This is a genomic window from Citrobacter sp. A316, assembly GCF_002042945.1.
GTDB classification, from domain to species: domain Bacteria; phylum Pseudomonadota; class Gammaproteobacteria; order Enterobacterales; family Enterobacteriaceae; genus Citrobacter; species Citrobacter portucalensis.
In genome coordinates, this window is record NZ_MVFZ01000019.1 from 63831 (window position 1) to 84030 (window position 20200).

Annotated in this window: 17 protein-coding genes, 1 tRNA gene and 1 pseudogene; 7 read left to right on the forward strand and 12 right to left on the reverse strand. The window is 45.6% G+C overall.

Annotated features, from left to right (window positions below; genetic code table 11):
- The first annotated feature begins 18 nt into the window (after nt 1–18).
- Together BZK41_RS20790 and BZK41_RS20795 are read left to right on the forward strand one after the other, a co-directional pair.
- Entirely contained in the window at nt 19–1287 is a 1269-nt protein-coding gene (locus BZK41_RS20790; RefSeq protein WP_079939407.1) for a glycerate kinase, read from the forward strand.
- Between the two features lie 314 nt (nt 1288–1601).
- Nucleotides 1602–2450 carry a MurR/RpiR family transcriptional regulator gene (locus tag BZK41_RS20795; RefSeq protein ID WP_079939408.1) on the forward strand — a complete coding sequence of 283 codons (849 nt, stop codon included), beginning with the start codon at nt 1602–1604 and terminating at the stop codon, nt 2448–2450.
- Between the two features lie 46 nt (nt 2451–2496).
- On the opposite strand, the gene tkt is transcribed toward BZK41_RS20795, so the two are convergent.
- Genes tkt through hxlB form a run of 3 tightly spaced genes read right to left on the reverse strand, consistent with a single transcriptional unit; the run spans nt 2497 to nt 6664 of the window.
- Nucleotides 2497–4494: a transketolase gene (gene tkt, locus BZK41_RS20800; protein ID WP_079939409.1), complete on the reverse strand. Its 1998-nt coding sequence runs from the start codon at nt 4492–4494 to the stop codon at nt 2497–2499.
- 50 nt (nt 4495–4544) lie between these two features.
- Nucleotides 4545–6062: a glucose-specific PTS transporter subunit IIBC gene (gene ptsG / locus BZK41_RS20805; protein WP_079939410.1), complete on the reverse strand. Its 1518-nt coding sequence runs from the start codon at nt 6060–6062 to the stop codon at nt 4545–4547.
- A gap of 44 nt (nt 6063–6106) precedes the next feature.
- On the reverse strand, nt 6107–6664 hold the full coding sequence (gene hxlB, locus BZK41_RS20810; RefSeq protein ID WP_079939411.1) for a 6-phospho-3-hexuloisomerase: 558 nt from the start codon (nt 6662–6664) through the stop codon (nt 6107–6109).
- A gap of 442 nt (nt 6665–7106) precedes the next feature.
- On the opposite strand from hxlB, the gene BZK41_RS20815 reads away from it, so the two are divergent.
- Both BZK41_RS20815 and BZK41_RS20820 read left to right on the forward strand, forming a co-directional pair.
- A complete protein-coding gene (locus BZK41_RS20815) occupies nt 7107–7958 on the forward strand; it encodes an aldo/keto reductase (protein ID WP_079939412.1) in 852 nt (283 codons plus the stop codon).
- 26 nt (nt 7959–7984) lie between these two features.
- Nucleotides 7985–8974 carry an aldo/keto reductase gene (locus BZK41_RS20820; protein WP_079939413.1) on the forward strand — a complete coding sequence of 330 codons (990 nt, stop codon included), beginning with the start codon at nt 7985–7987 and terminating at the stop codon, nt 8972–8974.
- Between the two features lie 34 nt (nt 8975–9008).
- Here the strand turns inward: BZK41_RS20820 and BZK41_RS20825 are convergent, their stop codons facing one another.
- Nucleotides 9009–9902: a LysR family transcriptional regulator gene (locus BZK41_RS20825; RefSeq protein ID WP_079939414.1), complete on the reverse strand. Its 894-nt coding sequence runs from the start codon at nt 9900–9902 to the stop codon at nt 9009–9011.
- A 148-nt stretch (nt 9903–10050) separates the two neighbouring features.
- Here BZK41_RS20825 and BZK41_RS20830 point away from each other — a divergent pair, with 148 nt between their 5' ends.
- The 3 genes and pseudogenes from BZK41_RS20830 to BZK41_RS27590 all read left to right on the forward strand — a co-directional run.
- Entirely contained in the window at nt 10051–10842 is a 792-nt protein-coding gene (locus BZK41_RS20830) for an SDR family oxidoreductase (RefSeq protein ID WP_079939415.1), read from the forward strand.
- 123 nt (nt 10843–10965) lie between these two features.
- Complete coding sequence (locus BZK41_RS20835) at nt 10966–11217, forward strand: DUF1471 domain-containing protein (RefSeq protein ID WP_079939416.1); 252 nt, start codon at nt 10966–10968, stop codon at nt 11215–11217.
- A gap of 56 nt (nt 11218–11273) precedes the next feature.
- A pseudogene (locus BZK41_RS27590) lies at nt 11274–11390 on the forward strand (DNA-binding transcriptional regulator RamA); the annotation flags it as partial.
- 33 nt (nt 11391–11423) lie between these two features.
- On the opposite strand, the gene BZK41_RS20845 reads toward BZK41_RS27590, so the two are convergent.
- The 8 genes from BZK41_RS20845 to BZK41_RS20880 form a co-directional block, all read right to left on the reverse strand.
- Nucleotides 11424–12215 (reverse strand): Cthe_2314 family HEPN domain-containing protein, encoded by a 792-nt coding sequence (locus tag BZK41_RS20845; RefSeq protein ID WP_079939417.1) that lies wholly within the window; start codon nt 12213–12215, stop codon nt 11424–11426.
- A 53-nt stretch (nt 12216–12268) separates the two neighbouring features.
- Nucleotides 12269–13510, reverse strand: coding sequence for a DUF3644 domain-containing protein (locus BZK41_RS20850; protein WP_079939418.1), 1242 nt, complete (start codon nt 13508–13510; stop codon nt 12269–12271).
- Nucleotides 13511–13611: 101 nt separating this feature from the next.
- Entirely contained in the window at nt 13612–14802 is a 1191-nt protein-coding gene (locus BZK41_RS20855) for an integrase arm-type DNA-binding domain-containing protein (RefSeq protein WP_079939419.1), read from the reverse strand.
- A 163-nt stretch (nt 14803–14965) separates the two neighbouring features.
- Nucleotides 14966–15041: transfer RNA gene (locus BZK41_RS20860), tRNA-Thr, on the reverse strand.
- A gap of 165 nt (nt 15042–15206) precedes the next feature.
- Nucleotides 15207–15671: an isoprenylcysteine carboxylmethyltransferase family protein gene (locus BZK41_RS20865; protein ID WP_079939420.1), complete on the reverse strand. Its 465-nt coding sequence runs from the start codon at nt 15669–15671 to the stop codon at nt 15207–15209.
- Nucleotides 15672–15935: 264 nt separating this feature from the next.
- On the reverse strand, nt 15936–17384 hold the full coding sequence (locus BZK41_RS20870) for an EAL domain-containing protein (RefSeq protein ID WP_079939421.1): 1449 nt from the start codon (nt 17382–17384) through the stop codon (nt 15936–15938).
- Nucleotides 17385–17900: 516 nt separating this feature from the next.
- Nucleotides 17901–18596, reverse strand: coding sequence for a fimbria/pilus periplasmic chaperone (locus tag BZK41_RS20875; protein WP_079939422.1), 696 nt, complete (start codon nt 18594–18596; stop codon nt 17901–17903).
- On the reverse strand, nt 18593–20200 hold the full coding sequence (locus tag BZK41_RS20880) for a fimbrial protein (protein ID WP_079939423.1): 1608 nt from the start codon (nt 20198–20200) through the stop codon (nt 18593–18595). Before BZK41_RS20880 ends, BZK41_RS20875 begins: the two co-directional genes overlap by 4 nt.

Genomic DNA, 20200 nt, shown 5'->3' on the forward strand with positions numbered 1-20200 from the left:
TGTCTCATGGAGTTATTCATGAACGATAAAATAAACCCAGGTTCTTTGCTGAAAAGTATGTTCCTGGCGGCCATAGAGTCTGCACAGCCTCATCACAGTATTCCGAAGTACCTCCCAAAAGACAGAAAGGGAAAGCTGATGGTCATTGGGGCAGGGAAAGCTTCGGCAGCTATGGCAAAAGCTGTGGAAGACAACTGGGAAGGTGAACTCAGTGGGCTGGTTATCACCCGATACGGATATTCAGTTCCTTGTGAGCATATTGAAATTGTTGAGGCAGCTCACCCTGTCCCGGATGAGGCAGGGCTGACCGCAACAAAACGCCTTCTTTCCCTGGTCAGCCATCTCGAAGAGCAGGACACTGTACTGTGTCTGATTTCAGGCGGTGGTTCGTCTTTACTGACTTTGCCATTCGAAGGTATCAGTCTTGATGAAAAACAGGCTATCAATCGGAAGTTGTTGAAATCAGGTGCAACGATCGGTGAGATGAACTGTGTTCGCCGCCACCTCTCGGCCATAAAAGGTGGCCGTCTTGCCGCAGCCTGTTCTCCGGCAAAGCTGATCACCTTGATGATTTCGGATGTGCCAGGTGATGATCCCCGTGATATTGCTTCCGGGCCAACGGTTGCCGATTCCTCTACGTGCGCGGATGCACTGGACATAATTAACCGATACAACATCAAGTTGCCTGATTATGTCATGGATTTACTTATAGCTGGCGACACGGAAAGTATTAAGCCCGGTGATATGTGTCTGAAAAACAGCGAGACATACCAGATATCCACACCTCAACTTGCCCTGGAAACCGCCGCTGACATGGCAATAAAGCAGGGTCTGTCGGCTTATATTCTCGGAGACAGTCTTGAAGGTGAGTCGCGGGATGTCGGAAAAGTGATGGCTGGTATTGCCCGCCAGGTTGCGCTTCATAACCAGCCGTTCAGCAGACCGTGTGTGATCCTTTCAGGCGGGGAAACAACAGTTACGGTCAGAGGAAACGGGCGCGGTGGTCGTAATGTAGAATTTCTTCTTTCGCTGGGGCTGCAACTCAATGGCCTGGAAGGTGTTTATGCACTTGCAGGAGATACGGATGGCGTTGATGGTCAGGAGGAAATCGCCGGTGCATGGATTTCCCCGGACACGTTAAAGCGAGCCGAGCAAGCAGGCCTTAATGCCCGACAGGCCCTCGACAATAATGATGCTCATGGATTTTTTGAAGCAACAGGGGATTCTATTATTACAGGACCTACTCGCACCAATGTTAACGATTTCAGATGCCTGTTGATTCTCTGATTGTATAAACAAGCAGTGTCAATTATTGTGGGTTTTATGTATGAAGAATATTTTGAATGTTAGCGGAAGGCGATCGCATTTTAGTTCGGGATTAAGCGTATTCAGCTAAATAGTAATAATCACCCCTTCAGTATTAATGTTTATCTAGTTTTATGACATAGATAAAAGCCTGTATAAGGCGCGGAAATAAAACCTCGGGGATTGTAACCGGTCTGTAATCTTCTGGCATTTTCGCGCCGCCTTCCAATGTATATTACCTTAGAGAACAGTTGTGTTATAATGCAACACATTAATAACAACAGCGTGTTCACAAGATGAATGACAATATTTCAGTTAAAAGTCTGATACAGAGTAACTACCCGACTCTTCACTCCGCTGAAAAAAAAGTGGCGGATTACATTCTTAATCACTCCGACGCTATTGTGAACTACAGCGTATCGGAGCTCTCCGATAAGAGTAAAGCCAGTGAAGCCACAATCGTTCGTACCTGTAAAAAAATAGGTTATCAGGGTTACTATCATTTGAAAATTGCCCTGGCAAAAGAGGTGATTAACCCCGACGAAGGCTATCCTTCAGAGACGGATTTTTCTGACATTGCATCACTGGCGACATTCCTGCTCAAGAAGCAGGCGGAAGATCTTATTCAGTCAGCTCAGTTCTTTGATGAAAAAATCCTGAAGCGCGTTTTGGCGATGATTTCTGAATGCGACACGCTTTACTTCTTCGGCGCGGGGAACTCAAACCCACTGGCGGTCTATGGGGCTTATAAGTTTGGGCAGTTTGGTATTAAAACCATTGTTCATGTCAGCCCGGAAATGCAACTCAATGCCGCCTATGCCATGGGGAAACGCGATGTGGCGTTTGGTATTTCCAACTCGGGAAGCACGAATCTCATGCTGGACATCTTTAATGTTGTGAAACAACGTGGGGCAAAGTCTGTCTGCGTCACTAACTACATTAAATCTCCACTATCCAAAATATCGACCTGCCAGTTAACCACGGCAGTCAGTGATAAGATTTTCTTTGAAGCCTTTGACTCAACTCGTGTACCGGCCATGGGGATGATCGATATGCTGGTCCTGCTCTTTATGCATCAGGATAAGACTCGTTATGAGTTGTACCGCAGCAGAGAAGAGTTTCTGGGGTCAAAATTCAAAGGATAAAAAAAGGAGCAGACGCTCCTTTTTTATCCCTTTTATTCACTACATCTTAGCTCTGTAGCAATGCTCTGGCATGTTCCAGTACGTTGTCTTTTGTAAAGCCAAAGTGGTCAAACAGGATCCCTGCCGGGGCAGACTCGCCAAACGTGGTCATCCCGATAACTTTACCGTCCAGACCCGTATAACGCTGCCAGAAACCGGCAATGCTGGCTTCTACTGCCAGGCGTTTACGTACATCTTTAGGCAGAACCGTTTCCTGCCAGGCCTCATCCTGCTTATCAAAGCGCTCAGTACATGGCATTGACACCACACGCACCTGGCGGCCTTCCTGACGCAGAATCTTTGCTGCGCTCACGACCAGCTCAATCTCAGAACCGGCAGAGATCAGGATCAACTCTGGTTTACCTTCGCAATCGCTGAGGATATATCCGCCACGTGCAATTTCTTCAAGCTGTGTTGCAGTACGAGGTTGCTGCTCAAGAGGCTGACGAGTGAGCACCAGTGCAGAAGGCCCGTCCTTACGTTCAACAGCCTGCTGCCAGGCAACTGAAACTTCGACCTGGTCACAGCCACGCCATGTCTCCATATTTGGCGTCAGGCGCAATGAAGCCAGCTGTTCAACAGGTTGATGTGTTGGCCCGTCTTCCCCCAGACCAATCGTGTCGTGCGTATAGACGAAGACTGAGCGGATTTTCATCAGTGCTGCCATACGCACCGCGTTCCGGGCATATTCCATGAACATCAGGAAAGTGCCACCGTAAGGGATGAATCCACCATGCAGCGCCAGGCCATTCATGATCGCTGACATGCCGAACTCACGTACACCGTAGGAAATATAATTACCTTCCGGATGTTCGGCCGTGAAATCGACGGATTTCTGGAAGCGCGTCAGGTTTGAAGGGGAAAGGTCAGCAGAACCGCCCATCAGCTCAGGTAGCATATTACCGAAATGATTCAGGCATTTCTGACTGACCTGACGTGTGGCAAGCGCTGCCGGATGAGCCTGAAGGTTGAGTATATATTTCTTCATATCCTCTTCCCAGCCAGTCGGCAGGTCACCTTTCATTCGGCGAACAAACTCACTGGCTAATTCAGGCCACTCTTTACTGTAGGCTGCGAACAATTCTTCCCACTGCTTCTGGTCAGCAGAACCTTTCGCGGTTGCATCCCACGCATCATAAATGGCAGCGGGAATTTCAAACGGCGCATATGGCCATTCTAGGCGCTCACGGACCAGAGCAACTTCATCAGCGCCTAAAGCGGAACCATGACATTCATGGCTATCGGCTTTATTAGGTGAACCAAAGCCAATGATGGTTTTGCAACATAGCAGGCTGGGTTTATCTGTAACGGCTTTCGCTTCACGCACGGCCGCATCGACAGCTTCTGGATTATGACCATCGATTCCCTCAATGACATGCCAGCCATAGGCGCGGAAGCGAGCAGCAGTATCTTCTGAGAACCAGCCCTCAACATGACCATCAATAGAAATACCGTTATCATCCCAGACGGCAATAAGGTTGCCGAGTTTCAGCGTTCCGGCCAGACCGCAGGCTTCGTGTGAAATCCCTTCCATCAGGCACCCGTCTCCAAGGAACAGCCAGGTATGGTGGTCAACGATGTCAAAGCCGGGCTTATTGAACTGAGCCGCAAGCGCTTTTTCTGCAATTGCCATCCCTACGGCATTTGCCACACCCTGGCCCAGCGGGCCTGTAGTCGTTTCAACGCCTGGTGTATACCCGTACTCCGGATGGCCTGGCGTGCGGGAGTGCAGCTGACGAAAGTCGCGAATATCATCCATGGTGACGTCATAGCCGGTAAGATGGAGCAGGGAGTAGAGCAGCATAGAGCCATGACCGTTTGACTGAACATAACGATCACGGTTAAACCATTGCGGGTCTTTTGGGTTATGGCGTAAATGGTGACGCCAGACAACTTCGGCGATATCTGCCATTCCCATAGGTGCACCCGGGTGACCTGAATTCGCTTTTTGAATGGCATCGACACTAAGCATACGGATGGCATTTGCCAGTAATTGTGGTTTCATATTTTAACTCTCTTTGTATAGCGGGCTGTTACCAGCCCGGTATGAACGAATTATTTGGTACAGGCAGGCGTAAGCGTTGGCTCAGTGGTCTGGCGGGGCTTTCCCATGACGGCTTTAATTTCATCACGGAGAATTTGAGACTTGCCACCAAAGATGACCTGAACACCACCATCCCCCAGTTTCACCAGCCCGGCGGCACCCAGTTCTTTCAGGCGCTTATCCTGGACTTTTGAATCATCCACCAGTGCCAGGCGAAGACGGGTAGCGCAGGCATCGACATCTTCAATATTTTCGAACCCACCGACTGCGGCAACAATTTCGTAAGGCCTGTCTTCACGGCTGAGATTGAGTTCAACAGCGACTTCTTCATCTTCACGGCCCGGAGTTTTGAGATTCAGCTTGCGGATTAATACACGGAACACGGAATAATAAATCGCCGCGTAGCCTGCTCCGGCAATAATGACCAGATACCAGGGGGTACGGTTTGGTAAGACACCGTTCAGTACGAAATCAATTAACCCACCGGCAAATGGATGGCCGATATGAACATCCAGCACATGCATCAGCACGAAGGAAGAGGCGTATAAGAAGATGTGAATAATATAAAGAACCGGCGCTGCAAACAGGAATGAGTATTCCAGTGGCTCTGTGATACCGGTGACAAAAGTCGTTAATGCGCCAGAGAGCAGCAGGCCTTTAATTAATGCCTTACGCTCTGGTTTCGCTTCGTGATACATCGCCAGCGCAGCAGCAGGCAAAGCGAACATCATAATGGGGAAACGACCGGTCATAAACAGCCCGGCGGTTAGCGGCACGCCGTCACGCAGCTGGGCAAAAAATACAGGAATGTCGCCAGTCACTAACTGACCGGATTTGGTCATGTACTCTCCAAAATTGTAATAGAACGGCACGTTCCAGATATGGTGCAGACCGAATGGGATGAGAGAACGCTCACCGACGGCGTAAATAAACGCAGCGAAGTTTGCGTTGTGACCGCTCGTCACCAGAGTTGATAACTCAGCCAGCCCTTTCTGTACCGGGATCCAGAGCCATGGCAGGATATAACCCACAATAATGGCCGCTACAGCCGTAATAATCGGCACGAAACGTTTCCCGCCAAAGAAGCCCAGGAACTGAGGTAGTTCGATGTTGTGAAAACGCTTATAAAGCATATACACAAAAATGGCGACGATAAGCCCGCCAAAGACCCCGGTCTGAAGCGTAGGAACACCCAGGATCAGGGCATAATCACCATTACTTGCTGCCACAGATTCAGGTGTGATCCCCAGTTTTGTGCCCATCGTGGCATTCAGGATCATGTAACTGGTAATAGCGGACAGGGATGATGAGCCGTCGCCGGTCAGGCCAATAACGATACCCACACAGAACAGAAGCGGGAGGTTAGCAAATATAATACCCCCGCAGTTTGCAAGCAGTTCAATATGGAAAGAGGTACCAATAGCCAGTATTAATCCGGCTGCGGGTAAGATAGCAATAGGCAGCATCAGAGCAGAAGAAAATTTCTGAAGCTTTTTAAAATTAAACAGTGATGTTATTTTGCTGCTCATTTTACTCTCCTGTAGGGTCAGAGCAAATTATTGATAATATCGTTTTATTCAAGAGTCGCATGACGTCGGAATAATTCTTCCTCTGGAGAGCCACTTTCTGCTGCCATTTTCATTATCAGTGCATCGGAAATAATAAGCAGTGCCTGTTCATAAAGAGAGGCCATCGGCTGAGAAGAGCAGAAAGAGGATTGTTTCTGATTTTTGGAAGGGGCATTAATCTGAACGGTCACATCACAAAATTCAGTGATCGTTGACTGTCTGTTGGTTGTCAGTACGGCAACCTTACCGCCCAACTGGCGCGCCTTTTTAGCAAGGGCGATTAACTGGGCTGTTTCACCGGAGGCCGATGAAACGATAAACAAATCACCGGCACCAAAATTGGGTGTGATGGTTTCAGTCAGGAAATACACTTCTTTCCCCATGTGCATAAGACGCATGGTGAATGCCTTCATTGAAAATCCTGCACGGCCCAGCCCATAGCAGAACACCTTCTTGCTGCTTTGCACGGCAGCAATGAGTTTAGCGCAATCCTCTTCCTGAAGTGATTCTTTAACAACATCTAACTCATTGATTATTTTTGATATGAATGCTTTGGTTTCCATCGTCACGCCTCATGAAATAAATTTCGTGATATCAATGTGACATGAAATATTATTTCTTTCCACTGCTGGAGTAAATTGTGTGCATTTGCTCACAGTTTGCATGCAAAAATTTTATAACAATCTGATTAATAGGTGTTTTATTCAGATTGGCATGGTGGGGATTAACGTGAAGGAAATTTCATGACAACAAAATGGACAGTGAGGAACTAGAGCGCTTTTGCAGTCAAATAGTTATAGGCTCGCATGTTTATTCTGCAGTAAACGGTTTTCTCCCTCTCGCTGGTACCTATTTTTTAGCAACTTCCGCTCCTGGCACAAAGCCGACCGCCAACCCTTCATAAATTAATGAGTACATCTAATAAACCCTAGCTAATTACCCCATCTAATCGAATAAATCACTTTGCGTTATGCTTTTCCTATACAACAGCTGAAGGATAACGTCATGCAAACTGTAAAACTGAACAACGGTATTGAAATGCCCCTGCTGGGCTTTGGTGTCTTCCAGATGACGGATGCTGCTGAATGCGAAAGAGCCGTTATTGATGCGATCGATACGGGATACCGCCTGATCGATACTGCCGCGTCTTACCAGAATGAAACCCAGGTCGGGAACGCACTTAAACAGAGCGGTATCGCCCGCAACGAACTCTTTGTAACGACCAAACTTTGGCTGCAGGATACCAATTACGAAGGCGCTAAAGCCCAATTCGAACGCTCCCTGAATCGGCTGCAACTTGATTACGTCGACCTGTATCTGATTCATCAACCTTACGGCGATGTCCATGGGGCATGGCGTGCTATGGAAGAACTGCATCAGGCAGGAAAAATTCGCGCCATTGGCGTCAGCAATTTCCATCCTGACCGACTGGCCGACCTTATCGCCTTCAACAACGTGGCCCCAGCGGTGAACCAGATTGAAGTTAACCCCTTCAACCAGCAGCTGCATGCCGTTCCATGGAATCAAAGCCATGGCATTCAGCCGGAAGCCTGGGCACCGTTTGCTGAGGGTAAAAATGGCCTGTTCCAGCACCCCGTGTTGACGGCGATTGGTGAGAAGTACGGCAAAAGCGTGGGCCAGGTTGTGCTGCGTTGGATCTTCCAGCGAGGTATCGTTTCGCTGGCGAAATCGGTGCGCAAAGAACGCATGGAAGAGAACATCAACATTCTCGATTTTGAACTCAGCTCTGAAGATATGCTGCAGATTTCCGCCCTCGACACCGCAACCAGCGCCTTCTTCTCTCACCGCGACCCGGCGATGGTGGAATGGCTGACTGGCCGCAAACTTGATGTTTAAGTAGCGATAAAAGAGGTATTCATTCAATGCAAAAACGTTATCTGGGTAAATCCCGACTCGAAGTCTCCGCGCTTGGGCTCGGCTGCATGGGCTTAAGCCACGGCTATGGTCCGGCGACCGATACTCGTCAGGCTATCGAGCTCATTCGCGCAGCGGTTGAACGTGGCGTCACCTTCTTCGATACCGCTGAAGTGTATGGCCCCTTCCTCAATGAAGAAGTTGTCGGCGAAGCCTTAAAACCGTTTCGTGACCGCGTGGTCATCGCCACTAAGTTTGGTTTTACTTTTGGCGACGACAACAAGCAGCAGATTTTAAACAGCCGTCCGGAGCATATCCGTGAAGCTGTGGAAGGATCATTACGCCGTCTTAACACTGATGTCATTGACCTGCTGTATCAACACCGTGTCGATCCGGACGTCCCGATTGAAGATGTTGCAGGTACTGTAAAAGACCTGATCGCTGAAGGCAAAGTTAAACATTTCGGTCTGTCCGAAGCGGGTGCGCAAACTATTCGGCGTGCGCATGCCGTACAACCTGTCACGGCCCTGCAAAGCGAATACTCAATGTGGTGGCGCGAGCCTGAGCAGGAGATCCTGCCGTTACTGGAGGAACTGGGCATTGGTTTTGTGCCCTTCAGCCCATTAGGCAAAGGATTCCTGACGGGATCGATTAAGCCAGGAACCACTTTTGGCAAGGATGATTACCGCAGCACCGTGCCGCGTTTCGCCGGGCAGGCGATTGAAGCCAATGAAAAGCTGGTCTCATTGCTGGGTGAACTGGCGGCAGAGAAAGGCGTGACGTCTGCACAAATCGCGCTGGCATGGCTGCTGGCACAAAAGCCGTGGATTGTTCCTATCCCTGGTACCACCAAACTGCACCGGCTGGAGGAAAACCTGGGGGCCGCCGACATCATCCTTTCTCAGGATGACTCGCGACAGATAACCCAGGCGCTTGAAACGATTAAAATCGTCGGCGAACGTTACTCTCCTGAGCACCAGGCCCGCGTAGGCCGTTAATACCCGTACGGGTCCGCTGCAATTGGCGGACCCGTTATTCCTGATAGCGAAGTGCATCGATCATCAGCGCAAAAGCGGGGGGATGCTGCTTGCGGCTCGGGTAGTAGAGGTAATATCCGGGGAAAGATGGGCACCAGTCCTGCAAAACCTGAATAAGCTCTCCTGACTTTATATAATCCTGCACTCTGTCTTCAGGTATACAGGCGATGCCAAAACCGGATAACGCCGCATCAATCCTTTCCGCCTGCAGATTAAACGTTACCTGCCCTTCCACTCTGACCCTTAACGGTTTCCCTTCCTTCTCAAACTCCCAGTGGTAAAGCCCACCGGCTGTCGGCAGGCGCATATTGATACACCGATGATTTTGTAGCTCGTGCGGCGTTTCAGGTGCAGGATTTGCAGCGAAATAAGACGGCGCTCCTACCACAGCCATTCTCATGTCCGGGCCAATTCTTACCGCAATCATGTCCTTATCCACGCTTTCGCCCAGGCGGATCCCGGCATCAAAACGCCCCTCAACAATATCGACAAAGCCGTTATCAACCACCAGTTCAACATTGATTTCCGGATATTCCCTGAGGAAGGGTTTTAGCTTCGGCCATACCACACTTCGCACGGCATGCTCCCCGGCAGATAAACGGATATTGCCGGAGGCAGTGCCGTTCAATTGAACAAGCGATTCCAGCTCCTGCTCAAGATCGGCAATACGCGGTTCAAGGCAGGCAATAATTCTCTCACCGGCCTCTGTAGGGGCAACGCTTCGGGTCGTGCGGGTCAGAAGGCGGATATTCAGCCTTTCCTCCAAGGCCTTCATCGCGTGGCTGAGTGCAGACTGAGAAACGCCCAGTTTGCCCGCTGCTTTGGTAAAACTTCGCTCCCTTGCCACCACAAGAAAGATTTGCAGTTCGTTGAAATTTTCTTTGAGCATCGGCGATTTCCTTATGGAGGCATTCCCTTCATCGCACACTCATGAAGGGTGTTCATAGACACAATCATTTTAGCCCTATTACTGACATTAATGATAATTGATATTCTGACCGTATCGAAAATAAGTCTGAATTATCAGTAGGTTTATCATGAGAATACTCGTTGCAGGGGCGACAGGAAGTATTGGTCTTTATGTCGTCAATACCGCTATCAAAATGGGCCATCAGCCTGTAGCGCTGATCCGAAATAAGCGCAAAGTGAAATCGCTTCCTCGGGGAACAGATATTTTTTACGGCGATGTTTCATTGCCTGAAACCCTCAGCGATTTGCCGAAAGATATTGATGCCATCATCTTCACGCTCGGTTCCGATGGCCAGGGGCGTATTGGTGCCAGGGCGATAGATTACGGCGGAGTGCGCAATATTTTACGAATATTCAGGGATACACCTGTTCGTATCGGCCTGATGACCACGATTAGCGTGACTGAACGACTCAGCACCTGGAATCAACGCACTGAGGTTCATGACTGGAAAAGACGTGCCGAGCGTCTGGTAAGGGCAAGTGGTCATCCCTATACCATCGTCAGGCCCGGCTGGTTTGATTACAACAATGATGATGAGCACAGAATCGTTATGCTTCAGGGAGATCGTCGCCATACGGGAACACCGGAAGATGGTGTGATATCCCGGGAGCAAATCGCCCAGGTTCTGGTCAGTGCCCTGACCAACGACGAGGCAAAGAATAAAACGTTCGAGCTGGTGGCTGAACAAGGTGAATCACAGCAGGCTCTTACCCCACTCTTTGCAGACCTGCAGGCTGATGATCCACAAAAAAATGATGGGGTTCTGGACATAGACAATATGCCCCTGTGTGAAGAACCTGAGTGCATTATTAACGAGCTGAACCTGTATTCAAAAAAATTAACCAATCTACAACCCTGACAATTTTGTCATATAGCGGTCAGTCTCATGACAGCTTGGGTCTGTATATTTGAATACACAGATGGAGGAAGTTACTCCTGATACAAGTCCAGTTTCAAGCATATTGTTAAAGAGGTACTAGATATGAAAGCACTACTTATTACTACATTGGTCATGGGATTTATTTCAGTGAATGCCGCATCTGCCGCTCAGGAAATTAACCACGCAGTTGGGAAAGAAAAGATGGGTGTAGTCTCAGCCAGCAATGCCTATACGCTTGATGAGTTATCGGATGTTCTTTCTCGTAAGACTGATGAGCAAGGGGCAACGTCATTCAAAATCCTGTCGACAACGGGGGATAACAGGCTACACGGGGTTGCTGAAATCTATAAATAAATCATAAGTATTCCGAACAGGATGTGTCACAGCCCTCTTTTAGTGAGCGTCGACTTATATTCAGAACAGAAGACATCATCGATGAGATAACCCAATGGATTGATTCAAACTTACACAAACCGCTGAAGATAGAGGATATTGCTGCGCGGGCAGGGTACTCCAGGTGGCATCTTCATGCGGATTTTTGTGCAGGTGAAATAATTCATTTACTCCTTCTTTCCATGATAATTATAGAAATGTGCAGATACACCACTTCTGGACTTTATAGATAGCGCTTCATGCCTGTCTCTATAATAAAAATAAAGCTCATCGACAATATTTTTACAAGAAGAGAGAGCGCTTTGTATTTCATTAACTACAATATCGTATATCTTATCTCTTGATTTTTCATATATTACATTTAAATCATATCCTTCTAAGCGTGAACCATAGTCCTCTATCCACGACATATTCTTAAACATCTCATCATCATCAGTGTATAAATTACAGAATCCCTTATGAGCTCTTGTATTTCTATCTGTACGCAGAGGGCCACCAGAGGAATCAAGTATTTTTAAGTTGGTCAATATATCAGCATGAGTGTCTTTAATAATCTTACCGAACTGTTTAATATTTAAAGAGTGATCTGGGATATTAAGTTCTAAAACCTCATTAACAAAATGAAAGGTTATATCGCGAAGGCTTGAGAATCTAAATAATGCCAAATCAATAATTGCCTTAAGCCAATCATATCGATTTATATTTTTTACTTTTGAAACCAATGGCAAATTATTAACCCCTAGCATTTGAGGGATAACTCTTAAATCTACGAATTGTTGTTCTAGTGCGTTAAATCTAATATAGGTCAAATGCGCATATGCCATATGAGGATCAGCTTTAGAGAACTCATTCCAATCAGAGTAGGAATGATCATACAGAAAATATGTATTAATCGAATCATAAAGTACCCCTTTGAAAGCAGTCCCCTCCAGATCCCACCAATAATAATCATCTTTCATGAAAAGCCTCGCTGAAGTTAAATGCAAAACCAAAAAAAAATCTTATTTTAATGTCAGCCTAACACCTTATCCAACTCTTTATTATCAGAATAAACACTTAGTATTTTACGCACCCATTCCTGATTATATAAATACCCATCAAAACCTTCGATATAACCACAACACTTCCCTTTTAGAGTTTTATCTACATGAGATGGTCTGACATCAAAATGCTTCCAAAACTTTGCATGAGTACTAAGATTAAAAGACTTATGTTTTTTCTGAACCAACTCAACTACCTTTTTAGGTTTCAACTTAAATTGATTTTCCACTCCTTTGATGAAAGCAATACCAGTATCAAATTTCTCAAGTTCATCTTCGGTGAGATTATTAACATTGATAAACTCTATAGAAATATCAGAACTTGATGCCTTTTTACCTATCAAGGGGACTAACAAAGCTCTGAGTCGATATTGTTGACTTTCTAATATTTCTTGCTCCAAGTCTCTTTTATAATCCTCGATATATTTCTTAACAATAGTGAAATTTTTTGATTGGACTTTCTTCAAAGCGTCGATCTGCGCTTGCTGAGACATCCTTGTAAGTTGCATTGCAAGAGATAAGTTTACCATTAAAGCATTTTCATCACCAAATTCGTTAATGAGAATATCTTCAAAGTTATTTATTGAAGCCTGGCACTCACCAAAAGTTAGTGTATCTATTTCAGGGAGACCTCGGTGTTCAATGATATTACGTAAACCTATTAAAAAAAACACATTCGATTTTTCTGGGGTATTTCTTCCAGGCCAATATTTTTCACAGCAGGTTTTCAGTTCCCACGCTTTTTTGTCACCATCAACAATTTTATGAGAGCCATCATCATTCAAGTAAAAATAATCAACACCTCTTTTTGCGAATATAGCATGAAATAATGATGTATATGCTATAACTACATTAACTATAAAACCATGAGTTTTAAACTCTGTAAATGGATTATTGTAAACAGAAACAGCAAGCATAGCGAACTCTCTTGCTTTTTTTAAATTAATGCTTCGCTCACTTTTGGCCGGTTCAACGCTCTTCTGACTATGAAGATTTCTGAAGTCTTCCTTACTTAAGTATTTTAATCCAAGTGTAGTATATTGAGCGCCATCCCTTGATATATATTTACTCCATCTTTTAGTTGGATATGTTTTACATGTCTGAACTTTCCAACCAGTAGCCACTGCTAACTCAGCAATAGTAAAAAATTCTTGCCGATTTTCCTTTCCTACTAAAAAATCAAAAGCCTTATCAACCTGATCATATTTTTTCATACAACATCCCTATTTAACCCTTAAAGATAAATGTCTTTTTAGATTGGTCTGCAAAAATTCTTTCGCAAACAAATAAAAAGACATTGTACATTCTTACTATATTATTTTAATGTACTTACATCACACATAAAAGATAACAAATCGCCATACCACTGCATCATCTCCCTACGCCCTTCCAGATACTGAGCATGGTTATACGTCCCACGAATCGCATTCTTGTCAACGTGAGCCAGCTGGGTTTCAATCCACGCCGTATTGAACCCTTCCTCATGCAAAATCGTACTCATCGTATGGCGGAAGCCATGTCCTGTTACCTTCCCCGTATATCCAATCCGCTTGAACACCTGATTTATACTCGCTTCGCTCATCGTTTTACGGGGATCATTCCTCCCAGGAAACACCAGAGGATATTGCCCAGACATCACTTTGAGTTGCTGTACTATCTCCAGCGCTTGGGTAGATAGGGGAACAAGGTGAGGCCGTTTCATCTTCATACGCTCTGCAGGTATTTCCCACACCGCTTTTTCAAGATCAAACTCACTCCAGAAAGCACCTCGAAGCTCACCGGTGCGAACTCCGGTAAGGATCAGCAGACGAGCGGCAAGAACAACCAGTGGGCTTCCTGTATAACCTGAGAGAGCTTTAAAGAAATCTGGTAACTCCTCAACAGTAAGGAAGGGATAATGCTTTGATTCATGCCCTGACATCGCGCTGGTTAGATCCGCTGCAGGATTGTATTCCGCACGACCGGTAACGATGGCGTAGCGAAAGACTTCGCTGCAGCGCTGGCGAACCTTCTTAGCCTTCTCTGTCGCACCACGGTTTTCCATTCGACGCAGCACATTCAGCAGAACTAGCGGTTTGATTTCATTCACCGGCTGCAGGCCGATATAGGGGAAAATATCTTTATTGAAAGCTTCGATAATGTCGGAGGCATAACCTTCTGACCATCGGCTCACCTTCGTTCCGTGCCATTCAATCGCCACTGCCTGGAACGTGTTGTTGAGCTGCACATCGCGAACCAGCTTTTCTTCTTTCTTGGCAAATGATGGATCGATACCCTCGGCCAGCTTTTTCTTGGCTTCATCACGCAGTGCCCTCGCTTGTGCAAGGGACACTGCCGGATAGACCCCAAAAGCCATACGCTTCTCTTTCCCATTGAAGCGATATTTCATCCGCCAGTATCGGGAACCAGAGGGAACGACTTCAAGATACAAACCAGCACCATCTGCCAGCTTATAGGCTTTCTCTCTGGGTTTAGCTGCATCTACCTGTCGCGCATTTAGCTTCATTGGGGGCATCTCCCTGGACCGAACACAGAATGCCCCCACTTATGCCCCCAACTGTAACTTGATTCCGGTTGAGTCCAGTTGACAACAGGAGATAAAATACGGGCTAGAAACCGCATTATACGGGCTTTAAGTTGATTTCGGTAGACTTGGGAAGAGTTTGAAATGGTGCCGATAATAGGAGTCGAACCTACGACCTTCGCATTACGAATGCGCTGCTCTACCAACTGAGCTATATCGGCCCTGAAAAGGACATGTCCACGAATGTGAGCACGGGGTAGAAGGTTAAAACTAACCGGGCGGTGCGTCAATGGCCTTGCGAATCAAACGCCTATTTTTGCATCATCCGGATTCAATTACGCACGAATCGTGTCGTCACAGGCGCCCTTGTACGCGGCAAGGGAATTCTATAACCAGCGGCGAACACGCTGCTCATAGCATTTCCATTCCAGCCCAAAATGTTTTCGCAGTTGTTCCTCTTCAAAATCAATGTGCAATCTGGCAACCGCCAGCATAAACAGCGGTGCAGCCAATATTCCAATCAGGCTACCGACGTAGAGAGCAAAAGCTAACTGGAGTCCAACCATTCCAAGATAGATTGGATTGCGGCTCCAGGCATAACATCCGCCAGTAACAAGCGTGGTCGATTTCTCTGCATGCAGTGGGTTTAGCGTCGTACGTTTCTTCCGCATCTGCCACGCTGTATGCAGTATCATCGCCAGACTGACGCCAGCCAACAATGCACTTATTACGATAGTCACCGCGCCAAATGTGAAACGCGGGATCGCCGTCAACGCATCCGCGATGAGGAATAATAATAGGATGAGTGGTGGTGGAAGCCAGACTCTTAATTTTGCCAGGAAATGACGCATGGCTATGGGCAAACCTCAGTACCTGCTTGATTAACGCTGATATCACTATAAATACCCCGTTTAAGATACATAAACAAACGTGCATACCTCACTATAGGACTTTTTACTTAACCAGACGGACAGGCAGCGATACAAAGACGCCGATACCAGAGGCGTCTGCCCCTGGTGTTTAGGAAAAAATCATGCTGCAGGCCATGTCAGCTCAGAGCACATACTCGTTTAAAGGTTTTACCCTTCATATGTAAAAACCGTAGTAAAAAGGAATTACGTAGATAAAGGTGAATCCGACGCTGATTCAAACAAATGTACAGACTGCTGGTAATACCGGATAAAATCATTAAAAGTCACTGGCGGTAGAAACTGATACCCCTGCAGATAGTCAACATTATTTTTTCCCAGCCATTGTTGCTGATAGTCATTTTCAACGCCCTCGGCCACCGTACGTAACCCCAGGAGTCCTGAAAGGTGAGTAATTGACTCGAGCATAGGGATATATTGATCAACCTCTTTAATTTCCTTAATGAAACTTTTATCAATCTTGATTACATCCAGGTCTAACTCATTGAGATAGCAGAGATTGGCGTATCCAGTACCAAAATCATCCAAAGCGAACAAAACACCTTTATTTCGTAACGAGCGAATAAGCTCTTTGATTGCAGGAGTGATCGTGAACGTCTGGTTCTCTGTTATCTCTATCATCAATTTTATCGGCAGACCTTGCGTCATCTCCATAAAATTAAGGCATTCCCAATAGAATACGGGATTATTTAAACCTGACGGACTGACGTTAAAAGAAACGAACAGAGTTTTATTAATGCTCGCGCCTCCAGAGACAAGATTGCGCGCAACAGTGGTCATTAAATAGCTAGTCAACTCATTGATTAAGCCACTTTTTTCAGCCAATGGAATAAACTCTCGCTGAGAAATAGCATAGTTATGTCCCTGTGGCCAACGAGCCAAGACCTCAACACCACAGACGTCGCCCCTGATATTCACGATGGGCTGAAAATAAGGAATGATCTCCTCATTCCTTATTGCCATACTCAGTCTACTAGTATCCGAAACATCATATGCATCAGTGTAAACCGCATCCCCACTCAAATTATTATTGATTATAGAACCTTCATTTAATAAATTATTTCGGGTTAAAAAGATAACCGTTTCATTAAAATTAGAAAAACCGAGGCGAGCAGTAATTTTATCCCGATATCGATACACTGACTTAATTGTTAGAGAATTAGCAATACAGAAATCATGCAGTTTTTCTTTTGTGAATGATGAATACAGCATTTCTTCTTCAAATTCAGTCAAGTTAAAAGTAAACATCGGTGAGTCTTTATTGACTTCCACAATTTTGTTAGGTGCCAATAAACTCTCTTTTAATTGAGCGATCAACTGCTCCGACAATTCCCCCCCATTGATAAAGGAATACTCTTCATATCCCCGATTAACAGGCAGGGTTTCGCACATCCGCAGAACAATACAGTGTATATTGATGAACTGCGTACTGTTTCTCTGAAGCCATTTTTTGACCAATAATAATGGCAACCGGTTATCGATCACCAGCAAGCAGGACGGATATTGCGACATAACTGACTGCGTGCCAGAAATAAATGTCCGTGCATCGATCAATACCAGATTTGGTAACCATGCTTTTAATCCTGAAAAAAGGAAAGTATCATAACTGAGCAGAAAAATTTTTTTCGTATTCATAGTTATCACCAACTTAAATTTATGGCATAGCAGGTCCCTCGTTCTATTCACGAGAGAATATACAACACCTTCGACCTCCAATAATCATAAGGCGGTTCGTGATATAAATTTATCCATAAGCCATATCACGTAAATTTAGAATTTATAATCACAGTTATCCATATGAGTATTCCCATCACATCGTAAGTTCCATTTAAAAATTGAAAAAGAAAAAACTCCATTTCTTAATCAGTACAAATCCCTTTACTCACTTTCACTTCATTACAAAACAAAAAACTATAAATACAAAATTTACAAAACATGTAACTACAATGACCAGCAGAATAACATATTACCGTAGTTTATGCTGACCGACAAACTAAGAGAGGATGTCGTAGATCTTGTATCCATAAACATTCCGGTAATATGCACGACATTTTGTTTCATCGACTCTAAACTTATTGCTACATTTTATAAAGCTAGTGACAGTATAGGTTCAATATATAATCTGGGTATATTGGTTCAGATCCAACACCTCTAATGATTAAGTTTTGAGCACCCCTGACCCACGGGTAGGTATTTCTGCAACGCTACGATAAATTTCCGGTTTTTTGTTTTCAACTCACTACTATGCCAGGTTTCCCCCGGTAATACATAACGCATGGTGGCTTCATCATCAGTTGAGTGACACCCCTGGTGTACGATGATTTTGAAAAAAGTATTCCCTGTGTTTTTTAACGTCCCGTTTATCTCATCAATGGTGTAGGCCAGGTTCATTTTCCTCGGACGAACGACCAATATGGTATCCATAGCGATCACCGGGAGAGCCTGTCCGCCTTTCCCTTGATTACGCTCGGTAAACAGCGTTATCGGCATTTCACGAAACAGTATTCGGTAATAGCGTTCTTTATCATCCTGCGGGCCACGATAGAAAATCTTAAAAAACTCACTTGCCTGCGGAGCCTGTGAAAAACTCAGCGGAGTAAACAAAAGTTCACCTTCGGCAATAGCACTTCTGTTTTCACCTCCCGGTCCCGGTTTATCTATTTTAACTGCGCTAATACTGTACACGTTCTGTTTCTGGCTATCGTTATAGATTCTTTTACTGATAAATGATTTATCCGATGGCATCTCATAAATAGTCGACTCCAGGTAGACGGCCTGTACGGAGAACACCGTTAGCCCGGAAAGCAAGAGCAATATCCATCTTAGCGCCAAACGACAGTGGCTCATGGCGTCACTCCCACCCAATTCGCCGTCACTTTTATCTCTCCGCTGGCACTGACAACACCTTCCCAATCCGCACCAGAAACGGTCAACATCGAACGCGAATCATTCATTGGGAAAAGCAATTTTAAATCAGTCGCAAAGTAGCTTCCATCATCTGTATTATTTGCGTCCCAGGGCGTCTGTTGCCATTGCGCATCTCTCATGCTGATTGCCGCTTCACTACAGCTATTTCGTTTCTGTATCACGCCACCCGACTGACTGTTGTACTGAAGAAAAGCGGGAATGGGGACAGATAACCCACCTTGCGTAGAGGTGAACAGGCAATAAGGCACATTGTTTATCGTCGTACTTTCCCCAATAACTTGTGCGGTAATGCTATCAGCTTGACGAGGCCCCGAAACCGTCACGGTGTAATCCATCTCAATCGGAGCAGTCTCGCCAATTGTGCCGCTGCCGCTTGCCGAGGTGCTGTTATCCGATGAGATAATACTGATCCCATATTCCTTTGGAACAATATTGAGCTGCAGCGAAGGCGTAAACTGATAATACCCCGACTCTGGCGTCACGCTATTTGTAAAAGCAAATGTAAATGGTTGGCTGTTGGTGATACTGACGCCACGATCCACCATATTTTTCAGGAATGTTTTCGACAGAAAAACATAGATATACTCACCACCATTACTAAAAACATTATAATAAACCGACGTCGAGCTAAAGTTAGTCCAGGTTTGACCATCACCAGAATATTTTATTGTGGCAGCTGCAGGCGCAAAACCGAGTAAACCGCTATCCGCGTACATACGAATGCGTAGTGATCCCGTCAGATTGCTGGTTTGATTTAAATTATATGAAATCATCTTACAGATAACGCCATCTTCACGACTGACCACACCCAGCTCACAATAACCACTGTCTTTAGTGATGCTCGGGGTGCCATCACTGGCAACCCATAACTCCTGAAATGCATTGGTAGACACCAAAGATAAATGACCTATTTTATTTAATGTATAAGGTCTGATATACCAATTACCGCTGCTCTGGTCTTTACAACGTTGCCCAGCCGCATAATCATAGTCAATCGTGGTTCGACAAAAATTAAGGTTATATGTCTCTGCGCTTCCGACCGACATATTGCGGAAGTATTCATACGCCGAGTCTGTCAGCGATGCAAAACCATAGTATCCACCGGCGATCCCGGATCCGGTTGCTTTAGTGTGATAAAAACCGAATTGATCGGTTAGCTCGGCAGCAATGTAGCCAGAAGCTGGACAATTAGCGCCAGTGGTACAACGAATCCCCCGAAATGGTTCACTGATTGGCGAATTTTCAATCCACATATCCTTGTAATATGTGGTATTGGCTACCCAACCAACGATACCCATATATCCCAGGCTATCCTGGTCGTTTCCATATTTTACCCAAGTGTTCGACCCGCTAATGCGTGGGTCGAGGGAGGACGGTGTAATAAAGTATTCGTTATCAACATTGTTTTCTATAAACAAATAGTTGTTGTTGACCGCCGCCTGAGTGGAAGCCGAGAGCGCCCAGGCGGATGGGGATAATGCGGCAAAGACACAACCGAGAATAAGAGAAAGAGATTTATTCAT

Coding starts and splice junctions, on each gene's coding strand:
- BZK41_RS20790 (WP_079939407.1), top strand. CDS start 19: ATGAACGATAAAATAAACCCAGGTTCTTTGCTGAAAAGTATGTTCCTG.
- BZK41_RS20795 (WP_079939408.1), top strand. CDS start 1,602: ATGAATGACAATATTTCAGTTAAAAGTCTGATACAGAGTAACTACCCG.
- tkt (WP_079939409.1), bottom strand. CDS start 4,494: ATGAAACCACAATTACTGGCAAATGCCATCCGTATGCTTAGTGTCGAT.
- ptsG (WP_079939410.1), bottom strand. CDS start 6,062: ATGAGCAGCAAAATAACATCACTGTTTAATTTTAAAAAGCTTCAGAAA.
- hxlB (WP_079939411.1), bottom strand. CDS start 6,664: ATGGAAACCAAAGCATTCATATCAAAAATAATCAATGAGTTAGATGTT.
- BZK41_RS20815 (WP_079939412.1), top strand. CDS start 7,107: ATGCAAACTGTAAAACTGAACAACGGTATTGAAATGCCCCTGCTGGGC.
- BZK41_RS20820 (WP_079939413.1), top strand. CDS start 7,985: ATGCAAAAACGTTATCTGGGTAAATCCCGACTCGAAGTCTCCGCGCTT.
- BZK41_RS20825 (WP_079939414.1), bottom strand. CDS start 9,902: ATGCTCAAAGAAAATTTCAACGAACTGCAAATCTTTCTTGTGGTGGCA.
- BZK41_RS20830 (WP_079939415.1), top strand. CDS start 10,051: ATGAGAATACTCGTTGCAGGGGCGACAGGAAGTATTGGTCTTTATGTC.
- BZK41_RS20835 (WP_079939416.1), top strand. CDS start 10,966: ATGAAAGCACTACTTATTACTACATTGGTCATGGGATTTATTTCAGTG.
- BZK41_RS20845 (WP_079939417.1), bottom strand. CDS start 12,215: ATGAAAGATGATTATTATTGGTGGGATCTGGAGGGGACTGCTTTCAAA.
- BZK41_RS20850 (WP_079939418.1), bottom strand. CDS start 13,510: ATGAAAAAATATGATCAGGTTGATAAGGCTTTTGATTTTTTAGTAGGA.
- BZK41_RS20855 (WP_079939419.1), bottom strand. CDS start 14,802: ATGAAGCTAAATGCGCGACAGGTAGATGCAGCTAAACCCAGAGAGAAA.
- BZK41_RS20865 (WP_079939420.1), bottom strand. CDS start 15,671: ATGCGTCATTTCCTGGCAAAATTAAGAGTCTGGCTTCCACCACCACTC.
- BZK41_RS20870 (WP_079939421.1), bottom strand. CDS start 17,384: ATGAATACGAAAAAAATTTTTCTGCTCAGTTATGATACTTTCCTTTTT.
- BZK41_RS20875 (WP_079939422.1), bottom strand. CDS start 18,596: ATGAGCCACTGTCGTTTGGCGCTAAGATGGATATTGCTCTTGCTTTCC.
- BZK41_RS20880 (WP_079939423.1), bottom strand. CDS start 20,200: ATGAATAAATCTCTTTCTCTTATTCTCGGTTGTGTCTTTGCCGCATTA.